Here is a 25719-nt window from a genome sequence, read left to right on the forward strand (position 1 = left end):
CAGCGGGAGGCTGCTGTGGCGTTGTTCGGCGCCGGTTGAGCAGGTGTGCGGTCGCGACCCGGTTGGGCGTGTCGGTGACGGCGGTGCAACGTTCGCGCGATCGTTGGGTGCTGCGCAGCGCGGGAGCGCTGATGAACAAGCCGGACAGACGGTCTTTCACGTTCGAGTTCCAGCTCGCGGTCGTGCGCCGCCATGTCGGCGACGAGGCAACCACGATCGAGCTGGCCCTCGAGTACGACCTGTCCTCGCCCAAGCTGGTCGAGTCGTGGGCGCGGGCGTACCGGCGCGACGGGGAGGACGCCTTGCGGCCCAGGAGGAAGGGCCGCCCCGTCTCGCCGGGCCCGGACGGGTCCGGCGAACTGAAGCGGTTGCGGGCCGAGAGCCCGCGCCTGTCGGCGACGGTGGCCTACCTGGAAAGATCGCGGGTCTTGAGAGACCAGGGGCGAGGGTGAAAACCCAGGCCGTCGCCGCCCTCAAGGCCGAGTATCCGCTGCTGGCGGCCGCGGTCCTGGCCCGGTCGACGTTCTTCTGCCACCAGGCCCGCCTCGATCGGCTCGCCCCGCACGCCGAGCTCAAACCCGCGATCACCGAGGCATTCCGGGCCGCCCGCGGCCGCCACGGACACCGGCGTATCCACACGGTGCTGGCCCGCGCCGGCTGGCAGGCGGCCAAGACCCCGAAAGACTGCGAAACCCGCGCGTCCGCCTCCGTGAACACGCCCCCGCCACAGCCGCAGGTCCACCGAACCAAGACCGGTGCCAGCCGGGAAATAGTTCATGCCGTGGCACGTCCCGCCGCAGTGCAGGAAATCGCGGACGAACTCGGCGAACACACCGGCGTCCGGCGTGACCGACGAAGCGCTCCCCCGCGCGAAAAGCCCTCGGAGTCAGATCATCGATGTGCCGAAAATGCCTGTGGCAGGCGCGGATTGGTCGGCGACGGCAGCGCAGGTGCGGCACGCGAGAAAATCGTGCGACGTTGCAGCATCGGCACCGGTCCACGCGACCGTCCTCGGCCCGTTCGGCTACCGCAAAGCGGATGCCCTCGCGAGGCCGTGAACCGGCGGCGCACCGCGGGCCTGTCGCTCGCGGTGCGCCGCCGGAGTTCAGGCGCGGGCCGTCCGCGTGGATCGGCGCGCCCGGTAAAGCGTGACCGCGACTAGGACGAGCACTGCGGCTTCCGCCAGGACGCTCAGCAAAGCCTCCGGCGCGGGCTGGAAACCCTGTTCGGAGAAGCCGAACAACCCGGTCGTCCGCGAAAGCACAAAGCCAGCCAAGGCGCCCGCCGCCAGTGCGGCCGCTGCCAGCCGCAGCAGGAGGGGACCGCCCAGGGCCACCAGTGCGGCCACCGCGAATGCCGCGGAAGCCTGAACGAGGAACGACGGCCCGATCACCGGGATCACGCGATAGCCGCCGATGTACAGCTGTGCGTGGAGATAGCCGCTCGCCGCGAGGCATACCGCCGTCGCGAGGCGGAGGACGGTGTTCATGCCAGCTTCACGTCCTTCACCGCCAGGCCCGGCCCGCCCGGGCGGTAGGACACCTCGCGGATGCCGAGCGCGTCCTTGAGCTTGCCCGCGGGCAGCGTCACCGGCGTCGGCGCCGGCCGCGATCCCGGCTGGGGCAACGGGTACGCGGTCGTCGTCGCGCTGTGGAAGGTGATGTTGCCTTCCGTCTTCGTGAAAAGCTGGTGCACGTGCCCGTTGAGGCAGGTCACCGACGAGAACCGCCGCAGGTACGAGAGCGCCTGGGTCGCGTCGTCGGTCCCCCAGCCCCACTTCGGGTACATCGCGAACAGCGGGATGTGGCTGAACACCACGATCGGCGTGTCCGAACCGAGCTTCGCGACGTCCTTGCGCACGAACTCCAGCTGTTCTTGGCCCAAGTGGCCGAGCTTTTCCAGGCTCAGCGTGTTGACCAGCGCGATGAAGTGGACGCCCTTGAGGTCGAAGCTGTACCAGCCGTCGCCCGCCGTGCCCGCGCCGAACGCCTTGCGGTACTTCTGGCCGGCGTCGTCGATCGAGTCGTGCTCGCCGGGCACCGTGGACACGTGCCCGGTGTTGAGGGTGCCCATCATCTGCTTGACCTGGTCGAACTGGGCGGGCGTCGAAAGGTGCGTCAGGTCGCCGGTGTGCATGACGAAGTCCGGGCGGTAGCCGAAGGCGTTGATCTGCGTGATGGCCTCGGAAAACGACGACTCGACAGCGGTGTTCGCGGGCCCGGTGAAGCCGAGGTGGCTGTCGCTGATCTGGACGAACCGCAGCGCGTTCGGGTCGCCGTCGGCGGCCGCGTCGCCCGGCGCGGCGATCCGGCTGATGACTTCGCCGCCGGTGACGGTCAGGACCACTGCGGCGCCGAACCACGCCGTGTGGCGCAGGAGCTGGCGGCGGGTCATGCCCTCCGGGCTGTGGTCGTCTTCGGTCACGGGTTCACCGTCACGGTCGCCGTCATGAACGGATGGATGGTGCACAGGTACTCGAAGGTGCCGGGCGTGCTGAAGGTGTACTGATAGGACTGTCCGGTTTGGAGGGTCGGCGACCGCAGCGGGCCACCGGATCCCGTGCTGGTGACCGTGTGCGCGTCCTGGTCCTGGTTGGTCCAGGTGACGGTGGTGCCCTTCTTCACCGTCGTCGCGGCGGGCGCGAACGCGAAGTCCTTGATGGCCACGGCATTCGCCGTCGAGCTGGCGGCCGTGGTCGGCGGGGACGACGGCGTCATCCCAGGCATCCCAGGCATCCCAGGCATCCCGGTCATCCCGGTCATCGGTGCGGCGGGCGGCGGCGCTGCGGGCGGCGAAGCGCCGCAGGCCGTCAACGCCAGCGCGGCCGCAGTGATGAGCAGGAAGTGTTTCACCCCAATGGATTTCCTCATACCAGTAATACGTGCGGGGGTTACGCTCCCTCCGCCGGCACCAGGACCTCGACGACGCCGCCGGACTCGCGCACCACCAGGTGCGGCAGCGGCGGCGGGGTCACCGGCAGCTGGTGCGTGAGGACCGCGCCGTCGACGGCGAACGACGTCCGGTGGCACGGGCAGTTCAGCCGCCGGGCCGGCGCATCCAGGTTCAGCCGGCAGCCGAGGTGCGTGCACGTCGCCGAAACCGCGCGCACCTGCCCCCCGGAGCGCTGCACGAATCCGGCGACGGCCCCGAAGTCGAACGGCAGCACGCCGCCTTCGGGCAGGTCGCGGGCCGCGACAACAGCTCGCCACTGGCCGTTCTCGGGCCGCAGGGTCTTCTCTTCCGGGGGCGCGGCGGCCGGTTCGGCCCCGGACGTCACCAGGTACTCGACGCCCGCGCCCGCCGCGGCCGCCACCGCGGCGGCCGAGGACACCTGGATGAACCGGCGCCGGTTGCCGCCCGGCACCGGCGCGGGTTCGCGCAGCTCCTGGGCGAGCCGGCGGTGCAGCGCGGCGACGAACTCCTCGCTCGCCGCCGCACCACCGGGCCGGGCGGCGCGCAGCAGCACCGCGGTCCGCAGCTCAGCCTCGTCGCCGGGGCCTGCCTCGAACGGGCGCGGCCGGCGCCGGCGCAGGAGGTCCTTGACGAACCGGCGGACGCCTCGAGTGCTCACGTCTCCATCCCTTCCGCCAGCTGGGCCGCCTGGCGCAACGCGCGGTGCTGCAGCACCTTCGCGTTGCCGACGGTGGTGCCCAGCTCGGCCGCCGCCTCCTTCAACGAGCATGCCTGCAGGAACCGCAGGCGCAGGATCCGGCCGTAACGCTCGGGCAATTGCGCGAGGATCGCCTCGGCGCGGACGAGCACGCCCGGGTCCACGGTGTCCGCCTCGAACGCGGCGATGTCGCGCTCCTCGTCCAGCGCGGTGATCTCCCGGCCGAGTGTGCGCCGCCAATGCCCGGCCAGTACCGTCCGCGCGGTGGCCAGCAGGTACGCCCGGACCTCGCCCACGCTCGCCGAGACTCGCAGCGGCCGCAACGCTGTCAGGAAGACCTCCGTGGTGAGGTCCTCCGCGTCGGGCCGGTTGCCGACCTTCGAGAACATCAGCCGGAACACGCGGTCGACGTTGTCGCGGTAGACCGCCTCCCAGTCCGGGTAGACGTCCGCGCCGACCGCGTGCAGCCGCGCGCGGGGCGCCGCGCCCGCTTCGTCCTGTACGGCGCGTCTGCGCCGGAACCGCTGTGCCACCGGCACCGCCCGCCTTCTCCCCACCGGGTTCTTCCCATCACCAGAGGGATACGAACCGGGGTTACGCCGTAACCAGAAACCATATCCATGAGCGGAGTTCCCGACGACCCGAGGAGCGAAATGACCGCATCGATGTCACGCCGGCAACTGCTCGTCACCGGCGGGGCGGCCGCCGCCGTGCTCGCCACCACCGCCCTGCCGGGGCCCGCCGCCGCGGCGACGCCGCTCCGGCCGGGCGGCGCGGACGTCGTCCTCGCCTGGAACCGCGAGCTGCTGGCGATCGTGCGCACGCCCGGCCTCCAGCCTGCGACCGTGCACCCGACGCGCAGCTTCGCGCTGCTGCACGCGGCGATGCACGACGCCGTCGTCGCGACGGCCGGTGACGGGCATCCGTACCTGTTCACGCTCGACGTCCGAGGCCCCGCGTCACCGAAAGCGGCGGCGGCGCAGGCCGCGCACGACGTCCTGGCCGCGCTCTACCCCGCCCGGTCCGCCGAACTCGCGAGCCTGCTGACCGGGCAGCTGACCGGCATACCGCCGGACGCGCGCGACGGCGGCGTGCGAGCCGGGCGGCTGGTGGCCCGGTTGCTGCTCGGCCTGCGCGCGGACGACGGCTCCGCGGCGATCCCGCCGGTGCTGACGCCGGGCACGGCCCCCGGGCAGTACCGGCCGACGCCGCCCGCGTTCGCGCCCGCGGTGTTCACCCACTGGCCCGACGTGACGCCGTTCGTGCTCGACCGGGCCGGGCAGTTCCGGCCATGTCCCTACCCCGCGCTGGACAGCGCCCGGTACGCGAGAGCGCTGAACGAGGTCGCCGCGACGGGCCGGGACAAGAGCACTACCCGCACCGCGGACCAGACCGTGCAGGCGCGGTTCTGGGCGGCGCCGATCTGGAACTACTGGAACGAGATCGCGCAGTCAGTCGTCGGCGGTTCGCGCAGCAGCCTCCTCGACGCGGCCCGGGTGTTCGCACGGCTGAACCTGACCTTCGCCGACGCCGTGATCGCGTTCTACGAAGCGAAGTACCACTACCGGATCTGGCGGCCGATCACCGCGGTCCGCCTCGCCGACGGCGACGGAAACCCGGCGACGGACGCGATCCCGGACTGGTCGAGCCTCGCCACCACCCCGGCGGATCCGGCGTACCCCGGCGCGCACAGCGTCATCTCTCAGGCGGGCGCGCTGGTCCTGCGCGAGGAGTACGGGCCGCGACGGGCGCTGGAGGTCACGTCCGAGGCACTGCCGGGTGTGGTGCGGCGGTTCAGCACGTTCCAGGACGTGGCCGACGAAGCGGGGTTGAGCCGCATCCCCGCGGGCGTGCACACCCGGCTCGACCACGACGCCGGCCGCCAGCTCGGCCTCGACGTCGCCGCGTTCGTGCTGCGCTCCTGACCTTCGCAGCTGAGGATCTGGAAACCGACGCGGCGGGGCGGTTTGCGCCGAGGATGCCGGTGTCAAGACGGGGATGGGCTGCATCCACTCGGTCGCGGAGGGAAGCCACCGGGCGTGAGGCTGGCGGGCGGTGAGGGGTGCGGTGAACAGACGGTCGGCGATCCGAACGAGCCTCGGGAACAGGCCCGCGTGGACCGTCTTCCCCGCGCGAGCGGAGGTGGTCCCTGCGCCGTGCTCAACGCCGCCCGACTGGCCGCCGGTTCTCCCCGTGCAAGGACGGGTGGCCCCCAGGAACCGACCCGCGCAAACTCCGATCGAATCTTCCCCTCGCGCGAGGGGTCCAAGGCCGGCACCGCGTCCGACTCGGTGGTGTGTGTTTTAGGGGGGGAGGGGGAGGGGGGAAGGGGAGGAAAGGAGGGATCCAAGGCCGGCACCGCGTTCGACTTGGCCTTGTCTCTCCCCCCCCCCCCCCCCCCCCGTGCGCGAGAAAAATGATGAACGTCGACCAAGCACGCATTCACGCGAATCTTTCTGGAGCAGAACTGGAGCAAGGCCATGCGTCCAACGACTCCGACCAGCATTGAACCGCACTCAAGAGCGGCCAACTACGTTGCCCGTCCAACAGATTCTCGATAACCGCAGTTCAGGGACGCGCCCCAGCCATACTGGCAAGGAGGTAGCCAGCAGCGCTTTTCCCGTAGACCAGAGACAGCCGGCCAACACGATCTCCAGCGGCCTTAGAGCACCACTACATATTGCGCGACCCGTTGACGCGACGCCTTCGGCTGAATCCGCTATAAGGCCCTCGACCCACCATTTCACGACCGCGTTCACCCGGCTCCGCGCAGCCCCCCGGCCCAGATTGTGCGCGTCTCGTGTCCATCCGACCAAGATCCCACGGAATCCGCCCGCCGACGCGGCAGTCGGCCAACCCTGCTCCGACGACAATTCAGTCGGAACCCTCCATCCAGCGAAACCCGCTGAACCTCGTCTCCGGATATCTTGCCCCGCCTGTCGCTGCGTTGCGAGTCAGACCGCGCCGCGGCGATTCAGCGATCGGCTCATCGTCCTCCACCCGCAGCACTCGAGCGGCACGACCGCCTCAGTCTCCGCCGAGTACGCCGGCGCGGCGGCGCGCCTTGATCTCCGGATCCCGGTCGATCCAGCCTTTTCCTTCCGCGGCAATTCCTTCCAGGATGTGCAAGGTGTGCTTGAAACCCGCGTTGTCGAGGTTCAAGTCGGCCACCTTCCTGGCGTCCTCCTCCTCTCCGATGCCGGACCGGTCGTCGATCACCCGGATCTGGCGCGGCTGCCCGTTCATCAAGGTGAGTTCCAGTGCGTGCCGCAACTCGTCGGTGACGGCGACGTGCACCGACGACACCGCGTCGAAGCGATAGTTGATGCGCGCTTCGTCTCCGAAGCTGACCTTTTCGAAGTCGAGTTCGGCCATGCATTCCCGCACTCCGTCGACGGTCATCAGAAAGAGCCGGATATCGTACTTAGAATACCGCCAGGGCCCGTTGCGCACCCGTGCTCGCTTCGAGGGGACTCCGGGGGTTTGGAGGAAGGCATAGGCGAGCACGTCCCGCCAGGCCAGTTTGTAGTGCCTCAATGCCTTGTCGAGGACCATGATGCGGTCGCAGCCCAGCCAGTCCTCCATCTCCCGTTCACGAGGCCGGGTATCGTCGAGCTTTGTGCTCCACCGGCGGTATTCCTGTTCTCTGGCCGCCAGGACCCGTTTCCGCTCGCGCTCCTGTTCGCTGATCCGGCGGTGCTCGCACAAGATGTGTCCCCAGCCCGAAACAGCAGCCCACGCTCCGGCGAAACCCAGCACCGCCGCAGCGGCATTGGGAAAGATCTCAATTCGGACCGCGGCCGACCCGACGTAGATGCTGCTGGCGAGCAGCGCGAAGCACGACAGCGCACACCACACCTGCGTGCCCGGCGGGACGCGGTACTGCTCGCGGTAGTCGAACAACGTGCCGTCCGTCCATCGCTTCCGCGCTTCCCGCGCATGGAAGCGGATCAACCAGTGCACCTGGCTGGCGTCGGTCCGGGATTCCCGGTAGACGTCGACGAGCTCATTGCGCAGCGCCGCCTGGAATCCCGCGCTCTCCCGCAGCCATGCTTCCCGCTCGATGTCGCGCGGCAGGAACTTCCCGAAGTAATATCGCACCTCGCGGTCGACGTCGCGGGCGAAACCTGGCTCGCCGTAATAGGCCCGTGCGCCAAAGCGGGAGAAAGCCCGGTGCTTCGCTGCCAGTCGCTCCGCGAGATGACGCCATTCCAACCCGGTGCGCGCGGCGATGACCCCGACCGCGATGAGCAACACGAACACGATGATCGGAAGCGCTTGCCCGCTCGACAGGACGGTCCATCCCAGATAGCCCAGCCCGCCAACCGCGGCAAGACCGCCGAGCACCGCCCGGACACGGTCCCGCATGCTGACTGTCGACGGCGGCACCACCCGCGCCCTCGGAGGGGCCGGGATCGGATGGAAGTAGGCCCAAGCCCGGTCCAACCGGCCGCCGGAGAGCCGGTTTTTCTTGGCGGTCTGCCGGGTTTCGGCCCACAGGCTTTCGCGAAGACTTGCGGTGAGCACGAGGTCGAGATGCTTGATGATCTCCTGTCGCTGTGCCGCGGCGACCCCGTGCAGCTTCCTCAGTGCCGCACCCGAGTCGAGGGTGGGATCTTCGTAGCAGGCGAGCACTGCCGACACCGCGACCAGCGCTCGGGTCCATTCGTCGGCAGGCAGTTTATCGGCGTCTTGCGGCAAGGCAGCCAACTGCTGCCGATCTTCCTCGGTCAGGTCGCGGTACGACCTCTTGCTGAGCAGGGCGAGCATCAGGTGGAACCGGACGTGCCCGCCGTCGTAGCCGTTCGCCCTGGCGTCGGCGATGAGCTCCCTCGCTTGCGACGGACACCCCTCCCGGAGGTAGGCGACTCCGACCGAATACTTCTTCTCCGGAGGCGAATCCGGCGACACGTCATAGTGAACGGAATTCTGGTAGACGACAGAATCGACGACGTTGTGGCCGTGGATTCCGGTTTGACGGCCGGATCCGGAAGACTCATCGGACGGAATCCCGGTCATGCCAGCCCCTTGGCCGCGGCGATCAGGGCGGTGACCTTCGCCGCCAGCGCAGCGAGATCGGACACCAGCCCGCCCAGCCGCTTGAGCGCCAGCACCACCTTGTCCTTGCGCTCCGGCCCGTCCGCACCGAGTGCTTCGTCCGCCTGGTCGAGTTCCGCGCACGCCGCGCCGTAGGTCGCGTCGTCCACGTGTCCGCAGGCCCGCTCCTGCTCCAAGTCAGCACGGACGGTCGCCAGCTCAGCCGCCAGATCTCGAGGGCCGCCGACCGGTCCGGAGGAATTCTGGTAGACCGTGCTGCCCATGACGTTCACTGCCTGGATGCCGACCTGACCGGCGGCGTAGTTGTGCACAGAGCCGTGCTGCCCGTTTCTGCGTCCGCTCATGGTCCGATGCTCCCCTTTTCGGATCAGTTGTTCTGCCAACCGCACGGCGAAGGCCGCCGCGTGCGAAGCCGCTATCGGTTGCCAATTGCGGTCGGCAGCCGAATTCTTGTTGCCGTCGGCGAGGTCGCTGATGCCCCGGACGATCGCGACGGGGCAGCCGCCAAGGTGTCCTGCCTGCGCGACTCCGGCGGCTTCCATTTCGATCGCCACGGCGTCGTTGTAGTGCTGCCGGATCCAGCGCGCTTCCGCGGACAGCCGCGAATTGTGCACCACTTCGCCGGCAGCGATGACTCCGAACCGCACCTGCGTTCCAGGCGCGACATCCGGCTCCCAACTTCCGGCCCGCGCGACGTACTGGGCGACCTGGCTGACGTCGTGCGCGATCTCCCATCCCCGCGGGCGAGCCTTGAGGCCGTCGTCTTCGGCAGTGCCGCCGTGATACGCCTGCACGTGCGTCGCCACCACGACGTCCCCGAGGGGCGTGTCCCACAACGCACCCGCGACGCCGACGAACAGGAGGGCGGCCGGAGAGAAATGCTCGATCGCCCGCTCGGCCAGCACTGCGGCCGGATGGGTGCCCTTCCCCGTCAAGCTCAGCGCGATCCGGCAGGACGTGCCCTTGATCGTGCCGATTTCGAAGAGCGTTCCCTTGTCGTGCCAATGCGGCTCGACGTCGGCCAGCTTGGACAGGACCGCGTTGTACTCCGTATTGAACGCGGTCAGCACTACGATCAGATCGTCGTTCATTGTTCCCCCTTCGCGGGTACTGCGGGACGCACGAGCGGCGGCCAGAGCGTGACTCGTCCCCCGGCCTTGAACAGCCGCGCGGGGCGTCCCCGGCCGACCCGCCGTTCCTCCCCGACCGGCACCAGAAAGCCGTCGACTGCCTGCACTTTCCGGTAGAAGTTCCGCGGATCCAGCTCGACCCCCCACACCGCCTCGTACACCTGCTGCAGGTCGCTGATCGCGAACGGACTCGTGCAGAACGCGGTAGCCAGCGCCGTGCTCTCGAGCTTCGCCCGCGCGCGTTCCAAGCCGTCTCGCAGGATCAACTCGTGGTCGAACGCGAGCCGGACGCGCTGGTCGAGAATCTCCGGCATAGGCACCCAGACCGCACGCGCGGCGTCGGTGCCCGCTCGCGGCTCGGGAAGGCGCGGCGCGATCGCGAGGTAGGCCACCGAAATGACTCGCCCTCTCGGATCCCGGCCCGGCGCGCCGTATGCACCAAGCTGTTCCAGATGCAACTCGGCCGCATCGAGCGCGGCTTCCTCCCGCAGCTCCCTTGCCGCGGCAGCGACGACGTCCTCGCTGTCGTCCGCGAGAAACCCGCCTGGCAGTGCGAATGCGCCACGGAACGGCTCAATGCCACGTTCCACGAGCAGTACCTGCAGCGCCGACTCGCGCAGAGTGAAGATCACCAAGTCGACAGCAAGCAGGACCGGCGGCGGAGTCCAATGATCACCAGGCATGGCCACCACTGTAGATTACTGTCGATATGACAGTAAAGTGGTTTCTGTCTGTGTCTTCCCAGGCGGTCGGCGAGCAAGCCGAGCACCAGGCACCGAACGCACAGAACGCGGCAGCCAAGATTGCGGTCGACGACTGGAAGTCCGCCACCCCGTCCGCGATCGGCCGGAGACGCACAAACCCGAGGGCAGGAAACGGGTTTTGAGGAACAGCAGGTCAACCGTGGCACCCACGAGCAACGCAGCTACGAGCGCCAGGCACGCCTTCGGCCGTTTTATGGCGGCCAACCAGCACTGGCTGTTCCTCGTGGCCAGCCGGGCTGCGGAACTGGAGAACGCGCTGACCCTCTACCTCAAGGCGGCTCCCCACCCGCGCGCGGCGGCAGGCCAACGCCTTCACCTGGCCCTCGACCTCCACCGCCTGCAGACGCACCCGAAAACACAGGGCCGGGCCGGTGGCGCGAAAGGCCTTGTGCGGGTTGTAGCGAGGTCGATCCCGCAGGAAGCATACGACCGCGCCGCGTCGGGACTCGCGGGCATTGAGACGATCAGGTGATTCTCGAATTCGCGGCTTTGGGCCTGCTCCTGTTCCGGCAAAGTCGAACCTTCGCCCGACTCGATTCAGGAGCGCAGCGCATGCCTTTCGACCCGAACCAGCCCAGAGGCCCCGACGGCAAATGGATCAAGACAGGCAGCTTTTTCGCCGCGGCCGCCTTGGCGACAGTTGTGGCGGCGGCAAGCGGCGGAGACGCAGTCACTTCGGTCGGTGCCGGACTCGACGCTGCGACGACCGAGAGCGTGTCCGACGCGGTCACAGCCAAGAGCAAGAAGGCCGCGCGCAACGGCGACCGCGCCGAGGCTTGGCGACGGCTGACTCTCAAGGAGATCAGGAAGAAGATCGAGAAGGACCTGCGCTGCGCCGTCCAGTCGTACGGCCAGGTTCAGCAGTTCTTCCTGCGCCATCCGTGCGAGAGGCTCGACCAGCTGCTGTTCGCCGTTCAGGACAAGAACGGAAACACGATCGCCGGATCGGTCACCTGGGTGAAGATGCCGTCGGCCGAATCAGCCGCACAGCTCCGCAGGCTGGAAGACACGTACGGATCCGGTGACGTCACCCCGTTCGGGGCGGAGGTTCTCGAAGCAGGCGGCTTTCGTTTCACGGGAAAGCACTACCGGTCGCGGCTGGACGGGAAGCTGGTCGTCATCGCCGAAACGGACCCGATCAAGGGCCGCCCGGCCGACGCGTTCCTCAAGCAGGTCGCCGACGTCGCGGATGTCCTCCCACCGCCATGACGACGTGGGCTGGTCAGCATGGATGCCGGTCCCTTCCGATTGCCTCAGACCTGGGGATCTCGTCGAACTTGGCGACCTGCCGTACCTCGGCCTCCACCTCGCCGAGCAGCTCAGGGCGGTCCGCCGGGCCGCTGTTTTGAGACTAAACATCGCCCCCTCGCCCCGCGGCCGCACAAGGTCTGCTCGAAGACCTTCTCGACGACCCTGCAGCTGCCAACTGCTCTAGCACGAGGACTTCGAAGACGACACGAAATGGTGCCTTGCCGCAGCCGAAATCAGGCACCGCGTTACGCGTCGGGTTCATCTTTTCACGCCAATCCGTGGGTACCACTCGCGTCAACGCCCGGGGCCGTTCCGCTCCGGCTCCCAACGACTTGCTCGAAACCGGACGCTCACGATGTTGCTCGTCTATCAGTTTCGCCCCCATCAACCGGGGATCAAGCCCGACTTCTTTTTTACTATCGGGCTGCGGAGGCCTCTCACACACGTTATCGGTTGACGCATCAGGCCGATAGGCCACCGTTCCCTGAACATCGGTGAGATCTTGCACGAGACCGGCCCGACGTCAGACCAGCTGATCAGCAACAGCGACCCCACTGCATCGAACAACGCCTTGCCGACTTCACCAGCAGCCAGCGGCTCGGCCACGTTCAATGCCAACGTCGCCACCCTCGCGCCCACCAACAGCCGCCGAACCGCGACGAGCAACGCCACCACCGTCAAAACAACCGCCGGTGCAACCAGCGGTGCCATCCAGACCGGCACTCCCAGACGAAGAGCAATCGCCAGCACATTCCCGAAGCCGAGGAGAAATGTCAGGCCAAACCACGACGCCGACCATGATGCTCGCCGCCAAGACGACCGGATCACGCCGAGCGCCCGATCCCGTCACGACAACCGCCCCAGCACGCGTCGCAATACCGAGGCCGGCCCACGCGGCACCATCCGACATGTGCGGCCCGAGGCGAGCCCGGGACCTCCACCACACGGCAACAGCAGCCGACACACCACGACACCGCAAACACCCTGCGACCAGACGAAAAGGTCTTGAATGACATCGCTCGACACCATCCGGCACCTCAGGCACCCAACTCCTAACCAGCGGGTTCGGGGTTCGAGTCCCTGATAGCGCCCCCTCGCTCCCCAGGTTACGTTTACCTGGGGTTTTGGTTTTCTGGAGGTTTTTCCCGGGCCTCAGACCGTCCATTGTGGTCGTTCGCGGGCTCGAGGCGAGCCCGAGACTTCGCGCCGACTGCGCAAGATGATCATCTCTCCCACCGACGCGAACCTTCGAACGTCACTGGTGCCAGCGTCGGTTTCACCAGGATTACCTGGCCGATCCGGCGAACCCTATTCCGTTGCACGCCAAGCAATCTGCCGCCCCAAGCGGACAGGCGAACGAGACAGCGGTCAACTGGGAAGTGCTCGGGTTGTTCCCGGGCGACCAACCACGTGCTCGCCCGGACGAGCCTGGGAACCCAGCACCGAACTCGCGTCCTCGACGCGTCGCACGCCGGGCACCGCACGACCACCGGTCTCATCGACGATCTCGCCTGCACAACCCGCCCGGACGGCCCAACCGGTCCCTGGCGCTTGGACCCGACCGAGATCTACCGGCTGCTTCCCAAAACTGCGCGACGCGGCTTCCGCCTGGTCGCCGCGCTGTCGATGATGCGCGACAGCGAAATCCACGAAATCTGCCGCAGCGCGGTCGTCGAGCACTACAACGCACCAGCGATCGCGTCGCCCCTGGCAAGGGGACATTCCGGCCGGCCAGGGAAACACTGGTGGATCACCACGCCTGTCGCGGAAGCCATCGCTATCGCAGGGGCTGGCGACCCACCGCGGCCGCGTGTTCGCACCCATGAAGCGTTCGCCCGACACCGCCGTTCACGGCCACCGAATGATCGATACCTTCGTCGACACGGTCAACGCCGACCGCTACTGGACTGATCTGGAGGAGATCTCCGCCGGACGATGACGATGCTGACCGACCAGTCGCCGGTTCGGAAGTCACGCTGGGCTTGCAGCTCAAGCACTTCGCAGTACGGGCGCTGGCCAACCGCACCACCATCGTCCCTGTCCGGGGAACCGCTGGGACACGCGCAAAAGAGGATTACGCCGGTGAATGCGCTGGTCAGCGAAAAGAGACTTTCCCGCGGTTCCGCTTCCCCTCAGCCCATCCCTCGCTGGCGAAGCTCGGTTCCGCCGCTTCCAGGCGCGGTACCGCGACGCCCAGTCGTCGTGCTTCCGCCAGGGGTGTGTCGTCATGAGCGGGCTCGTTTCCGGGGCAGACGGTTCAGGATCGATGCTCCCGCACAGAGGATGCCGATCAGGAACGGATGCACAGCGCCGCGTTCGATGAGTCCGATGATGCCGACGACAGTGTCGCCCGCAGTGAAGATGGCGACGAGATAGAGCAGCATCGCAAGCAGGCCGATCACGCCAACCGCGATCAGTGCTTTCCCGAGTATCGGCGAGAATCCGACGCGCCGGCGCATGCTTCCGAGCACGATGGCCAACACGTTGCCGCCGGTGAAGCCTGCGAAGGCTCCCAAGCTGTGGAACTCGCCGGTGCCGTCCTTGAGCGCCTCGCCGGAGCCGGGAAACAACGCGAGCAGGATCCCGCCGACGGCCAGCAGTGTCGCGGGCGCCAGCACGGCCCAGCGGCGTCGCCCCGGCAAACCGCGCAGCATTGCGGTACCGGCGAGGATCGTGATCCCGAACAGGAAGAAGCCGGTGTTCATCACCCACGCGAGCGGCGAGTGCATGTACTGCCCGAACAGTGTCGAAGGTCCGCGAACTCCGAGGTCGCTGATGAAGTGATAGGTGTAGCTGTAGGGCGGATCCGTCCAGGCTGCGGCGGCGATGAACTCGGCGACGAGGAAGATCGCGGGCCCGGCGAGGAGCAACGCTCCCGCGGCTCGGCACTGGGAAGGTCGACTCACATCGGAGGAGAGCGGCTCAGGCCGCGCATTGTCGTCGGGTTTCGCTCGCTCGATGCTCGAGCGCGAGTTCGCGGTCATGTCGTGGTCCCTGCGTTGTTGTCGGTGCGAGCGGGCTAGCGGGAGGTTCACGCGAGCTCGACCCACATTACTTCACTCGGTTACTTACTACACCGAGACTACTTTTATAGTCAATGTGGCTAGGGCTTCGCGCCAGTAGGATCGAGCCATGGTGGACGCAACAGCCGTGGGACGACGCGAGCGCAAGAAGGCGGCGACGCGAGCGGCGATCCTGGATGCGGCAACGGCGCTCTTCCTCGAGCGCGGCTTCGACGCGGTCACCGTTCGCGAGATCGCGGACCAGGCGGATGTATCACCCAAAACGGTCTTCACGCACTTCCCTCAGAAGGAGGCGCTCGTCTTCAGCGACGAGGACGACCGGCACGAACGCTTGGTGGCCGCGGTCAGCAACCGGGAGCCCGGGACCACGATCTCCGACGCGCTGAAGGCGCACTACCTCTCCGAGCTCGCCGCTCTGAGGTCCGAGCCCCAGCGCCGGATACTCACCCTGATGGAAGGGACGCCCGCTCTGGTCGACTACGCGGAGAAGATGTGGTTCCGCCACGAAGACGCCTTGGTCACCGCGATCACCGAGGAGTCCGGGCTCGCTGAGCCAAGCGACGAGATCCGCTTCTACGTCCGGTTCGCGCTGCAGATCCAGCTCAGCGCCGCCCGCCAGGCAGACCCGGAGCCGACCATCGATGCGGGATTCCGACTCCTCGATGAGGGCTGGACGCATTGCCGGGAAAAGCTCGAGGCTTAAAGGGGCCGCGCCGGACGCTTGGTTGCCGTAACGGTGGGCCGGCTGGTGCAGGCCCGGGACTCCCGAAGCTGACCCGAGCCGCAAGGCAGGGGCTTGCTGCTTGTCGAGTTCGCCCCCGCCCGCCGAATGGAGGGCTGGTGTCAACGCTCGGTGAAGCGGATCGCCCGCCCGCGTTCGTCGAAGCGCACCGTGCCGCCCCGCCACGGTCCCGCGAACGCGGCGGCGTCCAGTTCGATGCCGGTCACGACCTCCAGCAGGAGGGTGATCAACGCCCCGGGAGGCAAGTCGCGTGCAGCCCCGGCGACATCGGCCTGGTCGTCGATACGGAACCCGAGGTCGCGCATCGGGCCGACGAACCGGTCCAGGTCCGCGCCGGAGCGGCGGTAGCTGTGCAGCGGATCGATCACCGCGGCCACCCGCCCGTCCCTGGCGGCACTGACTTCCTGCGCATTCGGCAAGAACACCGCCGCTCCCGCCGCCCCGCCGTCCGCGGACAGCGCGGCCAGGATTTCTTGTCGCCAGCCGAGAAAACCGGTCGGCCCGTCGAACTCGACCGCGAGCGTCCAGTCCCGGCCCGGCAACGCCCGCGCGAGCACCAGCTCCCGATCCATCACCCCGAACGGCCCATCTTCGACCGCAGCCGGCCCAATGGTCCCCGACGGCGCCCCATCTTCGCCAGGACTTCGTCAGGCCCTCGCCCGCGGACAACGGCCACACACCACGCTTCCCCGAACTCGGCCGCCAGATCTAACGACATCGCCGCGCCGCTCCTCTCCGTTTGCCAGATACCTGCCGATACGTCGGAGGCGATCTCGCTATTCGCCGGAGTATTCCTTCCCTCGTAACGAAATCGACGACCGGGACCACTGCCCAAAGGCAACAGCGTGCCGATTCCGGCATGGGACTTCTCCGTGAAGCACGTCGACGGGCGGCAGGCTCTGCCTCTGGCGCACCATCCGGGAGGAGTCGCTCGTCCGGTTCGATCTCGGCGGGCCGGGGCTCTACCGCGCCCGCGCTGGCGACCGCGGCCGGATCCGGCAGGAAGTGTCTGAGGCCCCGACCGGATGTCTTCGCCAATGAGGGTGACCTGCGGGCGCGTTGTGCGGGGTCGAGGAGGTGGTTGAACGCGACCCGCAGGCCCATCCCACCGCTCGCGCGGGAGATCGCCTTCGCGGAACTCGCGGCTGGCCGCCAGCAGGTGTCACCCGCGAATCCCTTTGACGGCAGGGTTATCCGAGAGCGATTCGCTGAGGAATCCGTGCTGCGCGGGTCAACGGCGCTCGATGCGCCCGAGTTTCGCGTGGCCGAGGACCGGGTAGCCGGGCAAACTGATCGGGACAAAGCCTTTCTTCGGCTGGCCCGCTACCCACAGGACCCCGGTCGCGCGGACTGCGGCGGCGAGGGGGCCTCCGGTGATGGACACCACGAGGGATCCTTCCGGCGAGGTGGCCCGGCAGGTGAGTTTCCGGCGGTTGCCGCCGTTTCTCATCGAGTCGGAGACGATCCGCAGGGGTGTCCATTGGGTTGCCCGAACTGCCCGCGGTGCGCGAATCAGCCAGTGGTGCAGGGATACCGCTGACGTCCAGATGAGGGCAGCAGCCAGATAAAGCCCGAGGAACGTGGCAAGCCCGAGGAGTTCGTCGGATTGCCGGTAGGTGCGCAGCAGCAAGGGCGCGTAGGTGGCACCCAGCCAGGCTGCCAGCGCGAGCCTCGTGATGGCGGCCGCGATTTTCCGGGGCCGGTAGAGCTGGATGATGAGGCGGAGTTGCGCGTTGTGAGTCGGACGCGGTTCGCAAGGGGACACCGGCCGCGCCGGGCCGGGCAGTTCGCGGGCGCGCAGAACGGCGGTGCTCACCGTACCTGGCACCACGACCCCTGCACGGCCCGAAGGTTCGGGGCCCACCACCCAGATGTAACCCCTGCTGTTGATCAAGCCGTTGACCACTGGCGGGCCGATGCGGAACCACTGGCCGTGCGCCAGCTTCAGGTACAGCGTGCGCTTCGTGGCCTGGAGCATGTCGTCGTCCACGAGCACCTTACGGAACGGCATGTCGAGCAACCGCTCCCGCGCTTTGTGCGGGGCACGGAAGGTGATCCGGGCGAGCGACCAGAGCCCGGCAGCCGCGAAAGCAGTCACGACGGCGGGAAGAGCGACGTAGGTCTTCGACCGGGCGAACACGATCAGCGCCATGCCCGCCGCCAAGCAAACGAACAGGAGCACGGCGCTTTTGCGTCGCAGATTTCGGTTCCCGCGCAGACTCGGCGCGAACCATCGGTCCTGGCTCGACGGCTGACCCTGCTCCGGCTCGACGGCGACGACGCCCTCCGCCGTCGGCGGCGTGTCGGCATCGGGGACTGCGCTCATGGGCGAATCCGTCCTGACCAGGCGGCTCCTGATCGGACCCGAGTGGGCAAGAGATTAGTACGCGAGCCCAGGAGCGTCATCAGTCCTTCCGGTCCGCGTCCCAGCACGGAGCTCCCGGGCTGGGCAAAGCGTCCAAAGACCGCACAATGGGAAAAACTGAGAAAAGAATCAAACAACGCATTCAGCATGGTTCCGGTTTATCGGTCGGTTATTTACTGACGAGAGAAGGTTGCTAATGGCATATTGTGGCCATGTGAGATTTCGCGGAGTCTTTGAAGGTTTGGGCCGCGCGGACGTTCCGACTGCTTGATCGGGTGCCAGCAGTGCTCCAGAACATGTCACCGATCGGGCGGCCTCACTGAGATTCTTCAGCGCGCGGCAAACGCCTGCCCTGTAGCGCCGAAGCGGGCGGGCGGCGAGGGCGTGCAGCACCCGACGCACAAGGGTGCTTTTGCGCGGGCTGCGGGGATAACAGCACGGAAGGCGTCGGGGAACGATTGGCTGCAACGGCCTGCTGACGGCAGTATTCGCGCAGTGCACGGCACCGCCGAACCTGGCCCCGGCACCGGATTCCTTCCAGCCGCCCCGGGCAGGCCCATCGCGAGCATTCATGGCTTTCCCCACGTGAGCGGCAGGTCCCCGCTGGCGCGCACCGGATCAGCCATAAGCAGGGCTGATCAATTCTGCTCAACCATTGATCCAAGGCTCATCTCGTGACGACGCGGCATTCGCCGAGGCAGCGGCGCATCAGTTTCCGCATGCCGCGGACGTGACCGACACGACATCGTTGCGACAGCACGGCAGGGAAAGAAGATTCCCCGCTGACACGTTCCGTCAACAGAGTGTCCACAGTGGACATCAAGCTGCCTTGACCGCAGACAAGCAGCCGATCCCGCGCGTCCGATCAGCGGGTTTCCGCCCCGAGCGAGCCGGGTCATACTCCCCTCGTTCGCGCATTCGGCGCGCATCGGGAGGTGTTCTCGAGTGACACGAAGACATTCCTTTCCGGGCACTTTATTTTCCATCCTTTTACTCGGCGGCGGTCTCCTCTTGAGCGGAAACCACACGGCGACGGCCGAGACGGCGGCGATCGTTGATCTCGGCGCGTTTCCCGGCGATACCGCGAGCGAGGTCACCGGGATCAACGACAGCGGCGTCGCGGTTGGCACTTACGACACCGGGGCCGAGGCCTCCGTCGCCGCGCGCTGGGAGCCGGACGGGTCTGTGGTCCGGCTGCCCGTTCCGGGCCCTTACAGCAGGTCAGCGGCGCGGGCGATCAGTGCGCGGGGAGTCGTCGTCGGGTCCGCCTACAACGGCAGCGGCACGCAGAAACCTGTGCGCTGGCAGGGGGACGGGTCGTTCTCCGAGCTGCGTTCGGCGAGTCCGTTCGGGTACGGCGAGGCCGCGGCGGTCAATTCCGCGGGCATCGCCGTCGGTTTGACCATGCCGGTCAATTCCCACGGCCAGGCGGCGCGGTGGGACGTCAACGGGAACCTGACCATGCTTCCGATGCCGTCGGACGCCATCGAGTCGGCGGCTTTGGCGATCAACGACCGCGGGGCGATTGCCGGGACCGTCCGGAACCGGGCCGTTCGGTGGAATCCTGACGGCACGTTCGCCTTGCTCGCCTTGCTTCCTGGTACCAGCGACAGCAAGGCGAGCGGCATCAGCGATACCGGCGTCGTCGTGGGCAGTTCCGGAGGGCGGCCGGTGCGCTGGGACGCGAACGGCACTGTCCAGCCGTTGCCTGGCCTCCGTTCGCAGGACCCGGTCGGCGGCGCGAACGCGATCAACCAGGCTGGGGTCATCGCTGGCGCTTCCGGTGGCGCGGACGGGGTAAGCCACGCCGTGCGTTGGGATTCTCGCGGTGCCATCACCGATCTCGGTGCGCTGCCGGGAAGCCGTGAGAGCAGCGGTTCCGCAATCGATTCTCACGGGGCTGTCGTCGGCTATTCGGTGACGTCCACCGGATACGCGCGGCAGGCGGTCCGTTGGTCGCCTTCGGGCCACGCTGTCGATCTGAGCCGTTCGCTGCCCCGGTTCGAGTCGGCCTCGGCGAGCGCGATCAACGCCGGAGGGCAGGCTGTCGGAAGTTCCTGGAAATCCGGCGGCAAGCTCCATCCGGTGCTCTGGTCCCGCGACGGCCGCATGACCGACCTCGACCCGGACGGCGACACCCGGTGGGCGAGCGCGCTCAACGCCGCCGGCGTCGTCGCGGGCACCGACGGCTCCTGGGCGATCCGCTGGAACCCGGACCGGACCGTCACCCGGCTCCCGACGCCGGGCGGAAACACCTGGTCGAGTGCTTCGGGGATCAACGACAGCGGAGTGATCGTCGGCCGGACGGCGCAGCGGTCCCGAGGGGCCCGGCCGATCCGGTGGAACGCGGACGGGACTTCGACCTATCTGCCCAAGCTCAACGGCGACTTCACCGGCGGTGCCACGGCGATCAACAACCGGGGAGTGGTCGTGGGGCACTCCGGCCACCGGGACGACACCTCCCGGCACGCGCTCCGCTGGGCGGCGAACGGGTCCCTCACCCAGTTGCCCGGCATTCCGCTGGCCAGCTACACCGCGGCGCTCGCGGTCAACGACCGCGGCGAAGCGGCTGGTTATTCCGGCGACCGCCCGGCGCGCTGGAGCGTTGACGGCAAGCTCGCTGTCCTCGCCGTTCCCGCCGGGGCGACCCATAGCGAGGCCACCGGGATCACCGATGCCGGAGAGGTGGTCGGGTGGGCCTCCTTCAGCTCCGGCGTTCCGGACCGGGCGCTGCGGTGGAGCGCGGACGGGGCAATGACCGTTCTGCCGTCCCTGCCGGGCGGGGCCTCGGCGCGGGCGTTGGGGGTCAACGAGCGTGGGGACGTCGTCGGGAAGTCCGAGAACTACGGCCATCAGATCCACGCGGTGCGCTGGCCTGCACGCTGACCGTCGGGACATCTCGGTCTGGGCGGGATCGGGTGGACGTCGGTATCGGCCGGGTGTCTGTCGCGTATGCGGGGCGGATTCCCGGGCGGGCGCGGGCTCGTCCGGGAACCGCGGAGATCAGGTCAACGCGGAGTGTGGTGGCCGGGCAGCCGCTGGCGAGCAGGCCCGGTCGCCAACATCGAGAGCGGTGTCCAGAATCCGCGGCCGGGCGCTCGGGTGCTACGCAGTCGCGCTCTCGGGTGGCGCTGTCGACTGGACGAGTCGTTGGTCGCCTCGTTCGCAGGACGTCCTGGCGAGACGGTGCTGGCCGAGAACCTTCGCCTCTTCCGCGGTGAGTCCACAGTGGACGGATTGTTCGCCGAGGCGATGTCCTACGCGACTGACGTGGCCGAACCGATGCGCGGCCGCCGTTCTCAGCGGAGCTTGGCGGGATGCCGAACAGTCTTCTTTGTTCCGCGAAACAAAACCCCTGGAACAACGGCTGATTCAAGTCACAGCTCTATGCCCATGGACGAACCCGAACGGTACGGTACCCGCCATGGCACCCAGCATTGGAATGCATCGAACTTCCGATATCCGCCGTCGATCGCCTCAGTCGTTAGCGGATTAAAGCAATGCGGTTCGGTTTTCTCGCCCCCGTAGCGCGACGGCTCTTGATCACGGCGGCGACAGGCCTCGCGGTCGGAGCCGGGGTGGGCGTCGGCGCTGGTGCCGCGCTGGGGGTCTTGGCCGGAATCGCCGTGGCGGCGGCGGTGTTCGTCTGCACGGGATGGCTCGTGTTGTGGCCGATGGCGGCGGATCTGACCCGTCAGTACGCGCGTCGCGAGGATTTGCGGCCGGCGCTTGAAGAACTCATCGTCGTCGCTGCCGCATTGTGCGGTCTGACTGGCATCGTGGTGTTGCTGGTGTCCGGGCAGTCGGCCGGGCCCGCGGCCGCGGCGGTTGCGCTGGGCGGCGTGTTCTTCGTGTGGGCGGCTTTGCACCTCATGTACGCCACCCGCTACGCCGACCTGTATTACGCGGCGCCGTCCGCCGGGATTGACTTCAATTCCGACGATCCGCCCGCGTATCGGGAGTTCTTCTACTTCAGCTACAACCTCGGAATGACTTACCAGGTGTCCGACACCAGCGTGTCCAGCTCGACGATCCGCGCGGTCGTGCTGCGGCACACCCTGTTGTCCTACGTGTTCGGCACGGTGATCCTGGCGGCCACGATCAACCTTGTCGCCGGAATCGTCACCCACTGAGCGCGAAGGACCCGAGCATGACCGAACCCCGGTCCGGCGAGAGCCTCACGACCGTCCTCGTCGCGTTGAGCTCCAACGTGCTGATCGCGGCGGCGAAAACCGCGGTGGCGGCGATTACCGGCTCGGCGGCGATGCTGGCCGAGGCGGCGCATTCCTGGGCGGACACCGGCAATGAGGTGTTCCTGCTCGTCGGCGAGCGCAAGGCGGGCAGGAGACCGGACCAGACACACCCGCTCGGCTACGGCCGGGGCGGGTACGTGTGGTCGATGTTCGCCGCGTTCGGCCTGTTCACCGTCGGAGCGGCGGTCTCGGTCTGGCACGGGGTGCAGTCGCTGCGCGCACCGGAGGAATCGTCCTCGTACGGATGGGCGTACGCGGTGCTGGGGGTGTCGTTCGTGCTTGAGGGGATCTCGTTCGCCCAGGCGCTGCGCCAGACCCGGCGCGGCGCGGCGACCCGGAAGCTCCGGCCGCTGCGGTACGTGCGCGTCACCTCCAATCCGGTGCTGCGGGCGGTGTTCGCCGAGGATCTTTCGGCGCTGATCGGCCTCGTGATCGCCGGGGCGAGCATTCTGGCACACCAGCTCACCGGAGACGCCCGCTGGGACGCGCTCGGCTCGATCCTGGTCGGGCTCCTGCTCGGCGCGGTCGCGGTCTTCCTGATCGTGCGCAACATGGACTTTCTCACCGGGGAGAAGGTCACGCCGCTGGCCCGCAACCGGGCGCTGCGGGCTCTGCTCGAGCACGAGGCGATCGAGCGGGTCAGCTTTCTGCACATGGAGTGGGTCGGCGCGGACAACATCTTTCTTGTCGCGGCTGTCGATCTGTCCGGGGACGCGCCCGAATCCGCTGTCGCGGCACGGGTCAACGAGGTGCAGGACGCGCTCAATGAGCGTCCGGAGATCCAGCGGGCTGTGGTGACTCTGGCCCGGCCGGGCGATCCGACCGACCTGCGGCCTTCTCCGCTGCCCGGCTGGTACGTCGAGTGAGGTTCACCGTCAGGGAGGTCAGCTGGCGGGCAGCCACGGCAACTGCCAAGCCGGGTATCCGTCCACCAAGTCGTCCGCAGCGGAAGGCCCCCACGTCCCCGGTGCGTACAGCCGCGCCGGACGCGGGTACGCCAGTGCTGGCCGCAAGATCCGCCAGCTCTCCTCCACCGCGTCCTGCCACGCGAACAGCCGGTCGTCGCCCTCGAGTGCGTCAGCCAGCAAGCGTTCATAAGGCGAGCGCGGCCTGCCCAACTCCCGCTCGAAGGTCGTGTCCAGCCGCACCGGACGCCACTGCTGCGCACTGTCCAAACCGGACAGTCGCAATCGGAACGCCGGGTCCGGCGAGATCCGCAGCACCAGTTGGTTTGCCTCGACCTCCGCCGCGTCGGGCAGGAATCGCAGCCGTGGCGGGTGTTTGAAGATCAGCCGGACCTCCGTGACGCTCTCCGGCAGGCATTTGCCCGCCCGCAGGAAGATCGGCACCCCGGCCCAGCGCCAGTCGTCGATCGAAAGTTTGAGCGCGACATAGGTTTCGGTATTCGACCCGGCCGCCACCCCGTGCACACCTTGGTAGCCCTCGTACTGGCCGCGCACGCAATCGCCCGGCTCCACGGCCGGGATCGCACGGAAGACTTCAAGCTTCTTCGCCCGCAGATCCGCCACGCTCGACCCGATCGGCGCGTCCATCGCCACCAGCGCCAGCAGCTGCAACAGATGGTTTTGCACCACGTCGCGCAGCGCCCCGACCTGGTCGTAGAACCGTCCCCGCCCGGCCACGTCCAGTTTCTCGGCCATGGTGATCTGGATCGCTGCCACGCTGTCGCGGTTCCACAGTTCGGCGAGTGCGTGGTTCGCGAACCGCAGGTATTCGATCTCGGTGACCGGTTCCTTTCCGAGGAAATGGTCGACCAGGAGCACCTGCTTCTCGTCGAGGACCTCGCTCAGGCGCTGACGCAGGGCTCGAGCCGAGGCGAGGTCGGTGCCGAAGGGTTTCTCCAGCGCCACGCGGGCATCGGCCAGCAGGCCTGCGGCAGCCAGGTGGTCGACGACGGTCGCGAACAGCGAAGGCGGCAGCGCCAAGTAGTACAGCGGGCGAGCGGGCAGTTGCGCGGCAAGTGCTTGGTACAGCTCAGGATCGGTGGCATCGCCGCTGAGATAGGTCATCCTCCGGGCCAGCCGGGCGAACACCGCGTCGTCGAAGTCGTCGACGGCCTTCTCGACGGAGCGGCGGGCGAGTTCGGTGAACTCGGCGCGGGACAGCGAAGCGGTGGCGGTGCCGATGACCGGACACCGCAGTTCGCCGCGCTGTTCGAGCCGGTAGATCGCGGGGAGGGTCATTTTCGCCGCGAGATCCCCGGTGATCCCGAAAATCACCAGTGCTCCGGCGTTCCAGTCCGTCATCGGTTCAGCCCTGCCGGACCGGCGGATCGTCGAGGAAATCGGCCGGGGGCACGAAGAACAGGCTGCCGGTGACCGCGGTGGACACGTCGAGGAGGAGGTCCGGCGGATCGGCGACGAACATCCGCTCCAGCATTTTCTCGGTCACCGCGGGATCGGCCGCGTAGCCGCAGAAGTAGGTGCCGTACTCGCCGCGGGCGATGGAGCCGAAGGGCATGTTGTCGCGCAGGATCTTGTGTTCCGTGCCGTCCGGGTCCTCGATCGTGGTGCGCGAGACGTGCGAATCCGGCGCCTTCTGCGCGTCTGGGATTTCGACGTCGTCGGCCAGGTGCCTGCCGACGGACCGGTCGCGTTCCTCCACCGGCATCGCCGTCCACTTCGCCAGGTCGTGGAGGTATTTCTGCACGATCAGGAAGGATCCGCCGGCGAAGGGACCCTCTCCGATGAGCGCTGCGCGGGCGGCGGCCGCGTCGGTGGGGTTTTCCGTGCCGTCGACGTAGCCGAGCAGGTCGCGGCGGTCGAAGTAGCGGAACCCGGGGGTGGCGTCGTAAACCGAGACCGCGTCGCCGAGCCGGTTCACCACCCGGCGGGCCAGTTCGAAGCACGGGTACTGCCGGGTCGCGCGGATGTGCAGGAAGACGTCGCCGGGGGTGGCAGGCGCGTGGTGACGCGAACCGGTCAGTTCCTGGAAGGGATGCAGACCGGTCGGGCGGGGGCCGGTGAAAAGGCGGTCCCAGGCTTGCGAGCCGAAGCCCGTCACGCAGGTGAGGCGTTCTTCCGGGAGCGGGAATGCCACGGAGCGGACGAGCCCGGCGAGGTCGGGAAGCAGACCGAGGACGGCGGCCTCTCCCCCGGGATTGATCGTCAGCGTCAGGAAGGTCGCGCTTTCGCTCAGCTGGGCGAGAACAGGTTGCGGAGTGGTCATAGCAGGCCTGCCTCGTCCGGGGTGACCACGCAGGTGCGTTCGCGGTCCAGCGGTGCCGACATCGACACGACCGTGCCGGTGCCGCAGCCGCGCCAAGCGACCGTGATGCCTTGCGGTTCGTCGTGGCTCGATCCGATCGGGCCCTCCGCGGCGGTTTCGGCAGGGCCGACGTGGTACGTGCGGATGTCGCCCTCGGCGGTGCCGTCGACCCTGGTCACTTCGTAGGCGAAGATCGCGACGCGCTGTCCGGCGGTCGGGAAATCGGGCGGCCACGGGTTGTCGAAGAGTCCGCCGCTCGGGGTGCCGAGGGTTTTCGCGGTGATCTGGTTCATGG

The 25719-nt window shown here is 68.0% G+C and carries 24 protein-coding genes; 9 read left to right on the top strand and 15 right to left on the bottom strand.

What is annotated here, in order from left to right; genetic code table 11:
• Positions 1 to 131: 131 nt before the first annotated feature.
• Together ACZ7OI_RS35910 and ACZ7OI_RS35915 are read left to right on the top strand one after the other, a co-directional pair.
• Complete coding sequence (locus ACZ7OI_RS35910) at positions 132 to 452, top strand: transposase (RefSeq protein ID WP_470268527.1); 321 nt, start codon at positions 132 to 134, stop codon at positions 450 to 452.
• Complete coding sequence (locus ACZ7OI_RS35915; RefSeq protein ID WP_470268528.1) at positions 449 to 1162, top strand: hypothetical protein; 714 nt, start codon at positions 449 to 451, stop codon at positions 1160 to 1162. The genes ACZ7OI_RS35910 and ACZ7OI_RS35915 overlap by 4 nt, the downstream gene beginning before the upstream one ends.
• On the opposite strand, the gene ACZ7OI_RS35920 is transcribed toward ACZ7OI_RS35915, so the two are convergent.
• The 5 genes from ACZ7OI_RS35920 to ACZ7OI_RS35940 are packed head-to-tail and all read right to left on the bottom strand — an operon-like array spanning position 1106 to position 4149.
• Positions 1106 to 1489, bottom strand: coding sequence for a hypothetical protein (locus tag ACZ7OI_RS35920; RefSeq protein ID WP_470268529.1), 384 nt, complete (start codon positions 1487 to 1489; stop codon positions 1106 to 1108). The genes ACZ7OI_RS35915 and ACZ7OI_RS35920 overlap by 57 nt on opposite strands.
• Positions 1486 to 2424 carry a metallophosphoesterase family protein gene (locus tag ACZ7OI_RS35925; protein ID WP_470268530.1) on the bottom strand — a complete coding sequence of 313 codons (939 nt, stop codon included), beginning with the start codon at positions 2422 to 2424 and terminating at the stop codon, positions 1486 to 1488. Before ACZ7OI_RS35925 ends, ACZ7OI_RS35920 begins: the two co-directional genes overlap by 4 nt.
• Entirely contained in the window at positions 2421 to 2852 is a 432-nt protein-coding gene (locus ACZ7OI_RS35930) for a plastocyanin/azurin family copper-binding protein (protein ID WP_470268531.1), read from the bottom strand. The genes ACZ7OI_RS35925 and ACZ7OI_RS35930 overlap by 4 nt, the downstream gene beginning before the upstream one ends.
• A gap of 38 nt (positions 2853 to 2890) precedes the next feature.
• Positions 2891 to 3571 carry a QcrA and Rieske domain-containing protein gene (locus tag ACZ7OI_RS35935; protein ID WP_470268532.1) on the bottom strand — a complete coding sequence of 227 codons (681 nt, stop codon included), beginning with the start codon at positions 3569 to 3571 and terminating at the stop codon, positions 2891 to 2893.
• The gene (locus ACZ7OI_RS35940; RefSeq protein ID WP_470268533.1) at positions 3568 to 4149 is read right to left on the bottom strand and encodes an RNA polymerase sigma factor; all 582 of its coding nucleotides are present in this window, start codon (positions 4147 to 4149) and stop codon (positions 3568 to 3570) included. The genes ACZ7OI_RS35935 and ACZ7OI_RS35940 overlap by 4 nt, the downstream gene beginning before the upstream one ends.
• Positions 4150 to 4263: 114 nt before the next feature.
• Here ACZ7OI_RS35940 and ACZ7OI_RS35945 point away from each other — a divergent pair, with 114 nt between their 5' ends.
• Positions 4264 to 5535, top strand: coding sequence for a vanadium-dependent haloperoxidase (locus ACZ7OI_RS35945; protein ID WP_470268534.1), 1272 nt, complete (start codon positions 4264 to 4266; stop codon positions 5533 to 5535).
• A 1102-nt stretch (positions 5536 to 6637) separates the two neighbouring features.
• Here the strand turns inward: ACZ7OI_RS35945 and ACZ7OI_RS35950 are convergent.
• The 3 genes from ACZ7OI_RS35950 to ACZ7OI_RS35960 are packed head-to-tail and all read right to left on the bottom strand — an operon-like array spanning position 6638 to position 10481.
• Positions 6638 to 8629: a hypothetical protein gene (locus ACZ7OI_RS35950; RefSeq protein ID WP_470268535.1), complete on the bottom strand. Its 1992-nt coding sequence runs from the start codon at positions 8627 to 8629 to the stop codon at positions 6638 to 6640.
• Complete coding sequence (locus tag ACZ7OI_RS35955) at positions 8626 to 9759, bottom strand: 5'-methylthioadenosine/S-adenosylhomocysteine nucleosidase family protein (RefSeq protein WP_470268536.1); 1134 nt, start codon at positions 9757 to 9759, stop codon at positions 8626 to 8628. The genes ACZ7OI_RS35950 and ACZ7OI_RS35955 overlap by 4 nt, the downstream gene beginning before the upstream one ends.
• Complete coding sequence (locus ACZ7OI_RS35960) at positions 9756 to 10481, bottom strand: NUDIX hydrolase (RefSeq protein ID WP_470268537.1); 726 nt, start codon at positions 10479 to 10481, stop codon at positions 9756 to 9758. The genes ACZ7OI_RS35955 and ACZ7OI_RS35960 overlap by 4 nt, the downstream gene beginning before the upstream one ends.
• 220 nt (positions 10482 to 10701) lie before the next feature.
• Here ACZ7OI_RS35960 and ACZ7OI_RS35965 point away from each other — a divergent pair, with 220 nt between their 5' ends.
• Both ACZ7OI_RS35965 and ACZ7OI_RS35970 read left to right on the top strand, forming a co-directional pair.
• Entirely contained in the window at positions 10702 to 11034 is a 333-nt protein-coding gene (locus ACZ7OI_RS35965; protein WP_470268538.1) for a hypothetical protein, read from the top strand.
• An 80-nt stretch (positions 11035 to 11114) separates the two neighbouring features.
• Positions 11115 to 11771: a hypothetical protein gene (locus ACZ7OI_RS35970; protein WP_470268539.1), complete on the top strand. Its 657-nt coding sequence runs from the start codon at positions 11115 to 11117 to the stop codon at positions 11769 to 11771.
• Positions 11772 to 12197: 426 nt separating this feature from the next.
• On the opposite strand, the gene ACZ7OI_RS35975 is transcribed toward ACZ7OI_RS35970, so the two are convergent.
• Both ACZ7OI_RS35975 and ACZ7OI_RS35980 read right to left on the bottom strand, forming a co-directional pair.
• The gene (locus ACZ7OI_RS35975) at positions 12198 to 12524 is read right to left on the bottom strand and encodes a hypothetical protein (RefSeq protein ID WP_470268540.1); all 327 of its coding nucleotides are present in this window, start codon (positions 12522 to 12524) and stop codon (positions 12198 to 12200) included.
• Positions 12525 to 14038: 1514 nt separating this feature from the next.
• Positions 14039 to 14797 (bottom strand): DUF998 domain-containing protein, encoded by a 759-nt coding sequence (locus tag ACZ7OI_RS35980; protein ID WP_470268541.1) that lies wholly within the window; start codon positions 14795 to 14797, stop codon positions 14039 to 14041.
• 148 nt (positions 14798 to 14945) lie between these two features.
• Here ACZ7OI_RS35980 and ACZ7OI_RS35985 point away from each other — a divergent pair, with 148 nt between their 5' ends.
• The gene (locus tag ACZ7OI_RS35985) at positions 14946 to 15539 is read left to right on the top strand and encodes a TetR/AcrR family transcriptional regulator (protein ID WP_470268542.1); all 594 of its coding nucleotides are present in this window, start codon (positions 14946 to 14948) and stop codon (positions 15537 to 15539) included.
• A gap of 140 nt (positions 15540 to 15679) precedes the next feature.
• Here the strand turns inward: ACZ7OI_RS35985 and ACZ7OI_RS35990 are convergent, their stop codons facing one another.
• Positions 15680 to 16150: a DUF6461 domain-containing protein gene (locus ACZ7OI_RS35990; protein WP_470268543.1), complete on the bottom strand. Its 471-nt coding sequence runs from the start codon at positions 16148 to 16150 to the stop codon at positions 15680 to 15682.
• A 659-nt stretch (positions 16151 to 16809) separates the two neighbouring features.
• Positions 16810 to 17904, bottom strand: coding sequence for a hypothetical protein (locus ACZ7OI_RS35995; RefSeq protein ID WP_470268544.1), 1095 nt, complete (start codon positions 17902 to 17904; stop codon positions 16810 to 16812).
• A 1050-nt stretch (positions 17905 to 18954) separates the two neighbouring features.
• Between ACZ7OI_RS35995 and ACZ7OI_RS36000 the strand changes: the two genes are divergently transcribed.
• From ACZ7OI_RS36000 to ACZ7OI_RS36010, 3 genes are all read left to right on the top strand, one after another.
• Positions 18955 to 20829 (top strand): hypothetical protein, encoded by a 1875-nt coding sequence (locus tag ACZ7OI_RS36000; protein ID WP_470268545.1) that lies wholly within the window; start codon positions 18955 to 18957, stop codon positions 20827 to 20829.
• Between the two features lie 614 nt (positions 20830 to 21443).
• Complete coding sequence (locus tag ACZ7OI_RS36005) at positions 21444 to 22076, top strand: DUF1345 domain-containing protein (RefSeq protein WP_470268546.1); 633 nt, start codon at positions 21444 to 21446, stop codon at positions 22074 to 22076.
• A gap of 17 nt (positions 22077 to 22093) precedes the next feature.
• A complete protein-coding gene (locus tag ACZ7OI_RS36010; protein WP_470268547.1) occupies positions 22094 to 23062 on the top strand; it encodes a cation diffusion facilitator family transporter in 969 nt (322 codons plus the stop codon).
• A gap of 18 nt (positions 23063 to 23080) precedes the next feature.
• Here the strand turns inward: ACZ7OI_RS36010 and ACZ7OI_RS36015 are convergent, their stop codons facing one another.
• The 3 genes from ACZ7OI_RS36015 to ACZ7OI_RS36025 are packed head-to-tail and all read right to left on the bottom strand — an operon-like array spanning position 23081 to position 25717.
• Positions 23081 to 24463, bottom strand: a complete 1383-nt coding sequence (locus ACZ7OI_RS36015) for a glucose-6-phosphate dehydrogenase (protein ID WP_470268548.1) — start codon at positions 24461 to 24463, stop codon at positions 23081 to 23083.
• 4 nt (positions 24464 to 24467) lie between these two features.
• Positions 24468 to 25385, bottom strand: coding sequence for a Dyp-type peroxidase (locus ACZ7OI_RS36020; protein WP_470268549.1), 918 nt, complete (start codon positions 25383 to 25385; stop codon positions 24468 to 24470).
• Positions 25382 to 25717: a hypothetical protein gene (locus ACZ7OI_RS36025; protein WP_470268550.1), complete on the bottom strand. Its 336-nt coding sequence runs from the start codon at positions 25715 to 25717 to the stop codon at positions 25382 to 25384. Before ACZ7OI_RS36025 ends, ACZ7OI_RS36020 begins: the two co-directional genes overlap by 4 nt.
• Between the last annotated feature and the right edge of the window lie 2 nt (positions 25718 to 25719).

Source organism: Amycolatopsis sp. NPDC114503 (assembly GCF_055633655.1).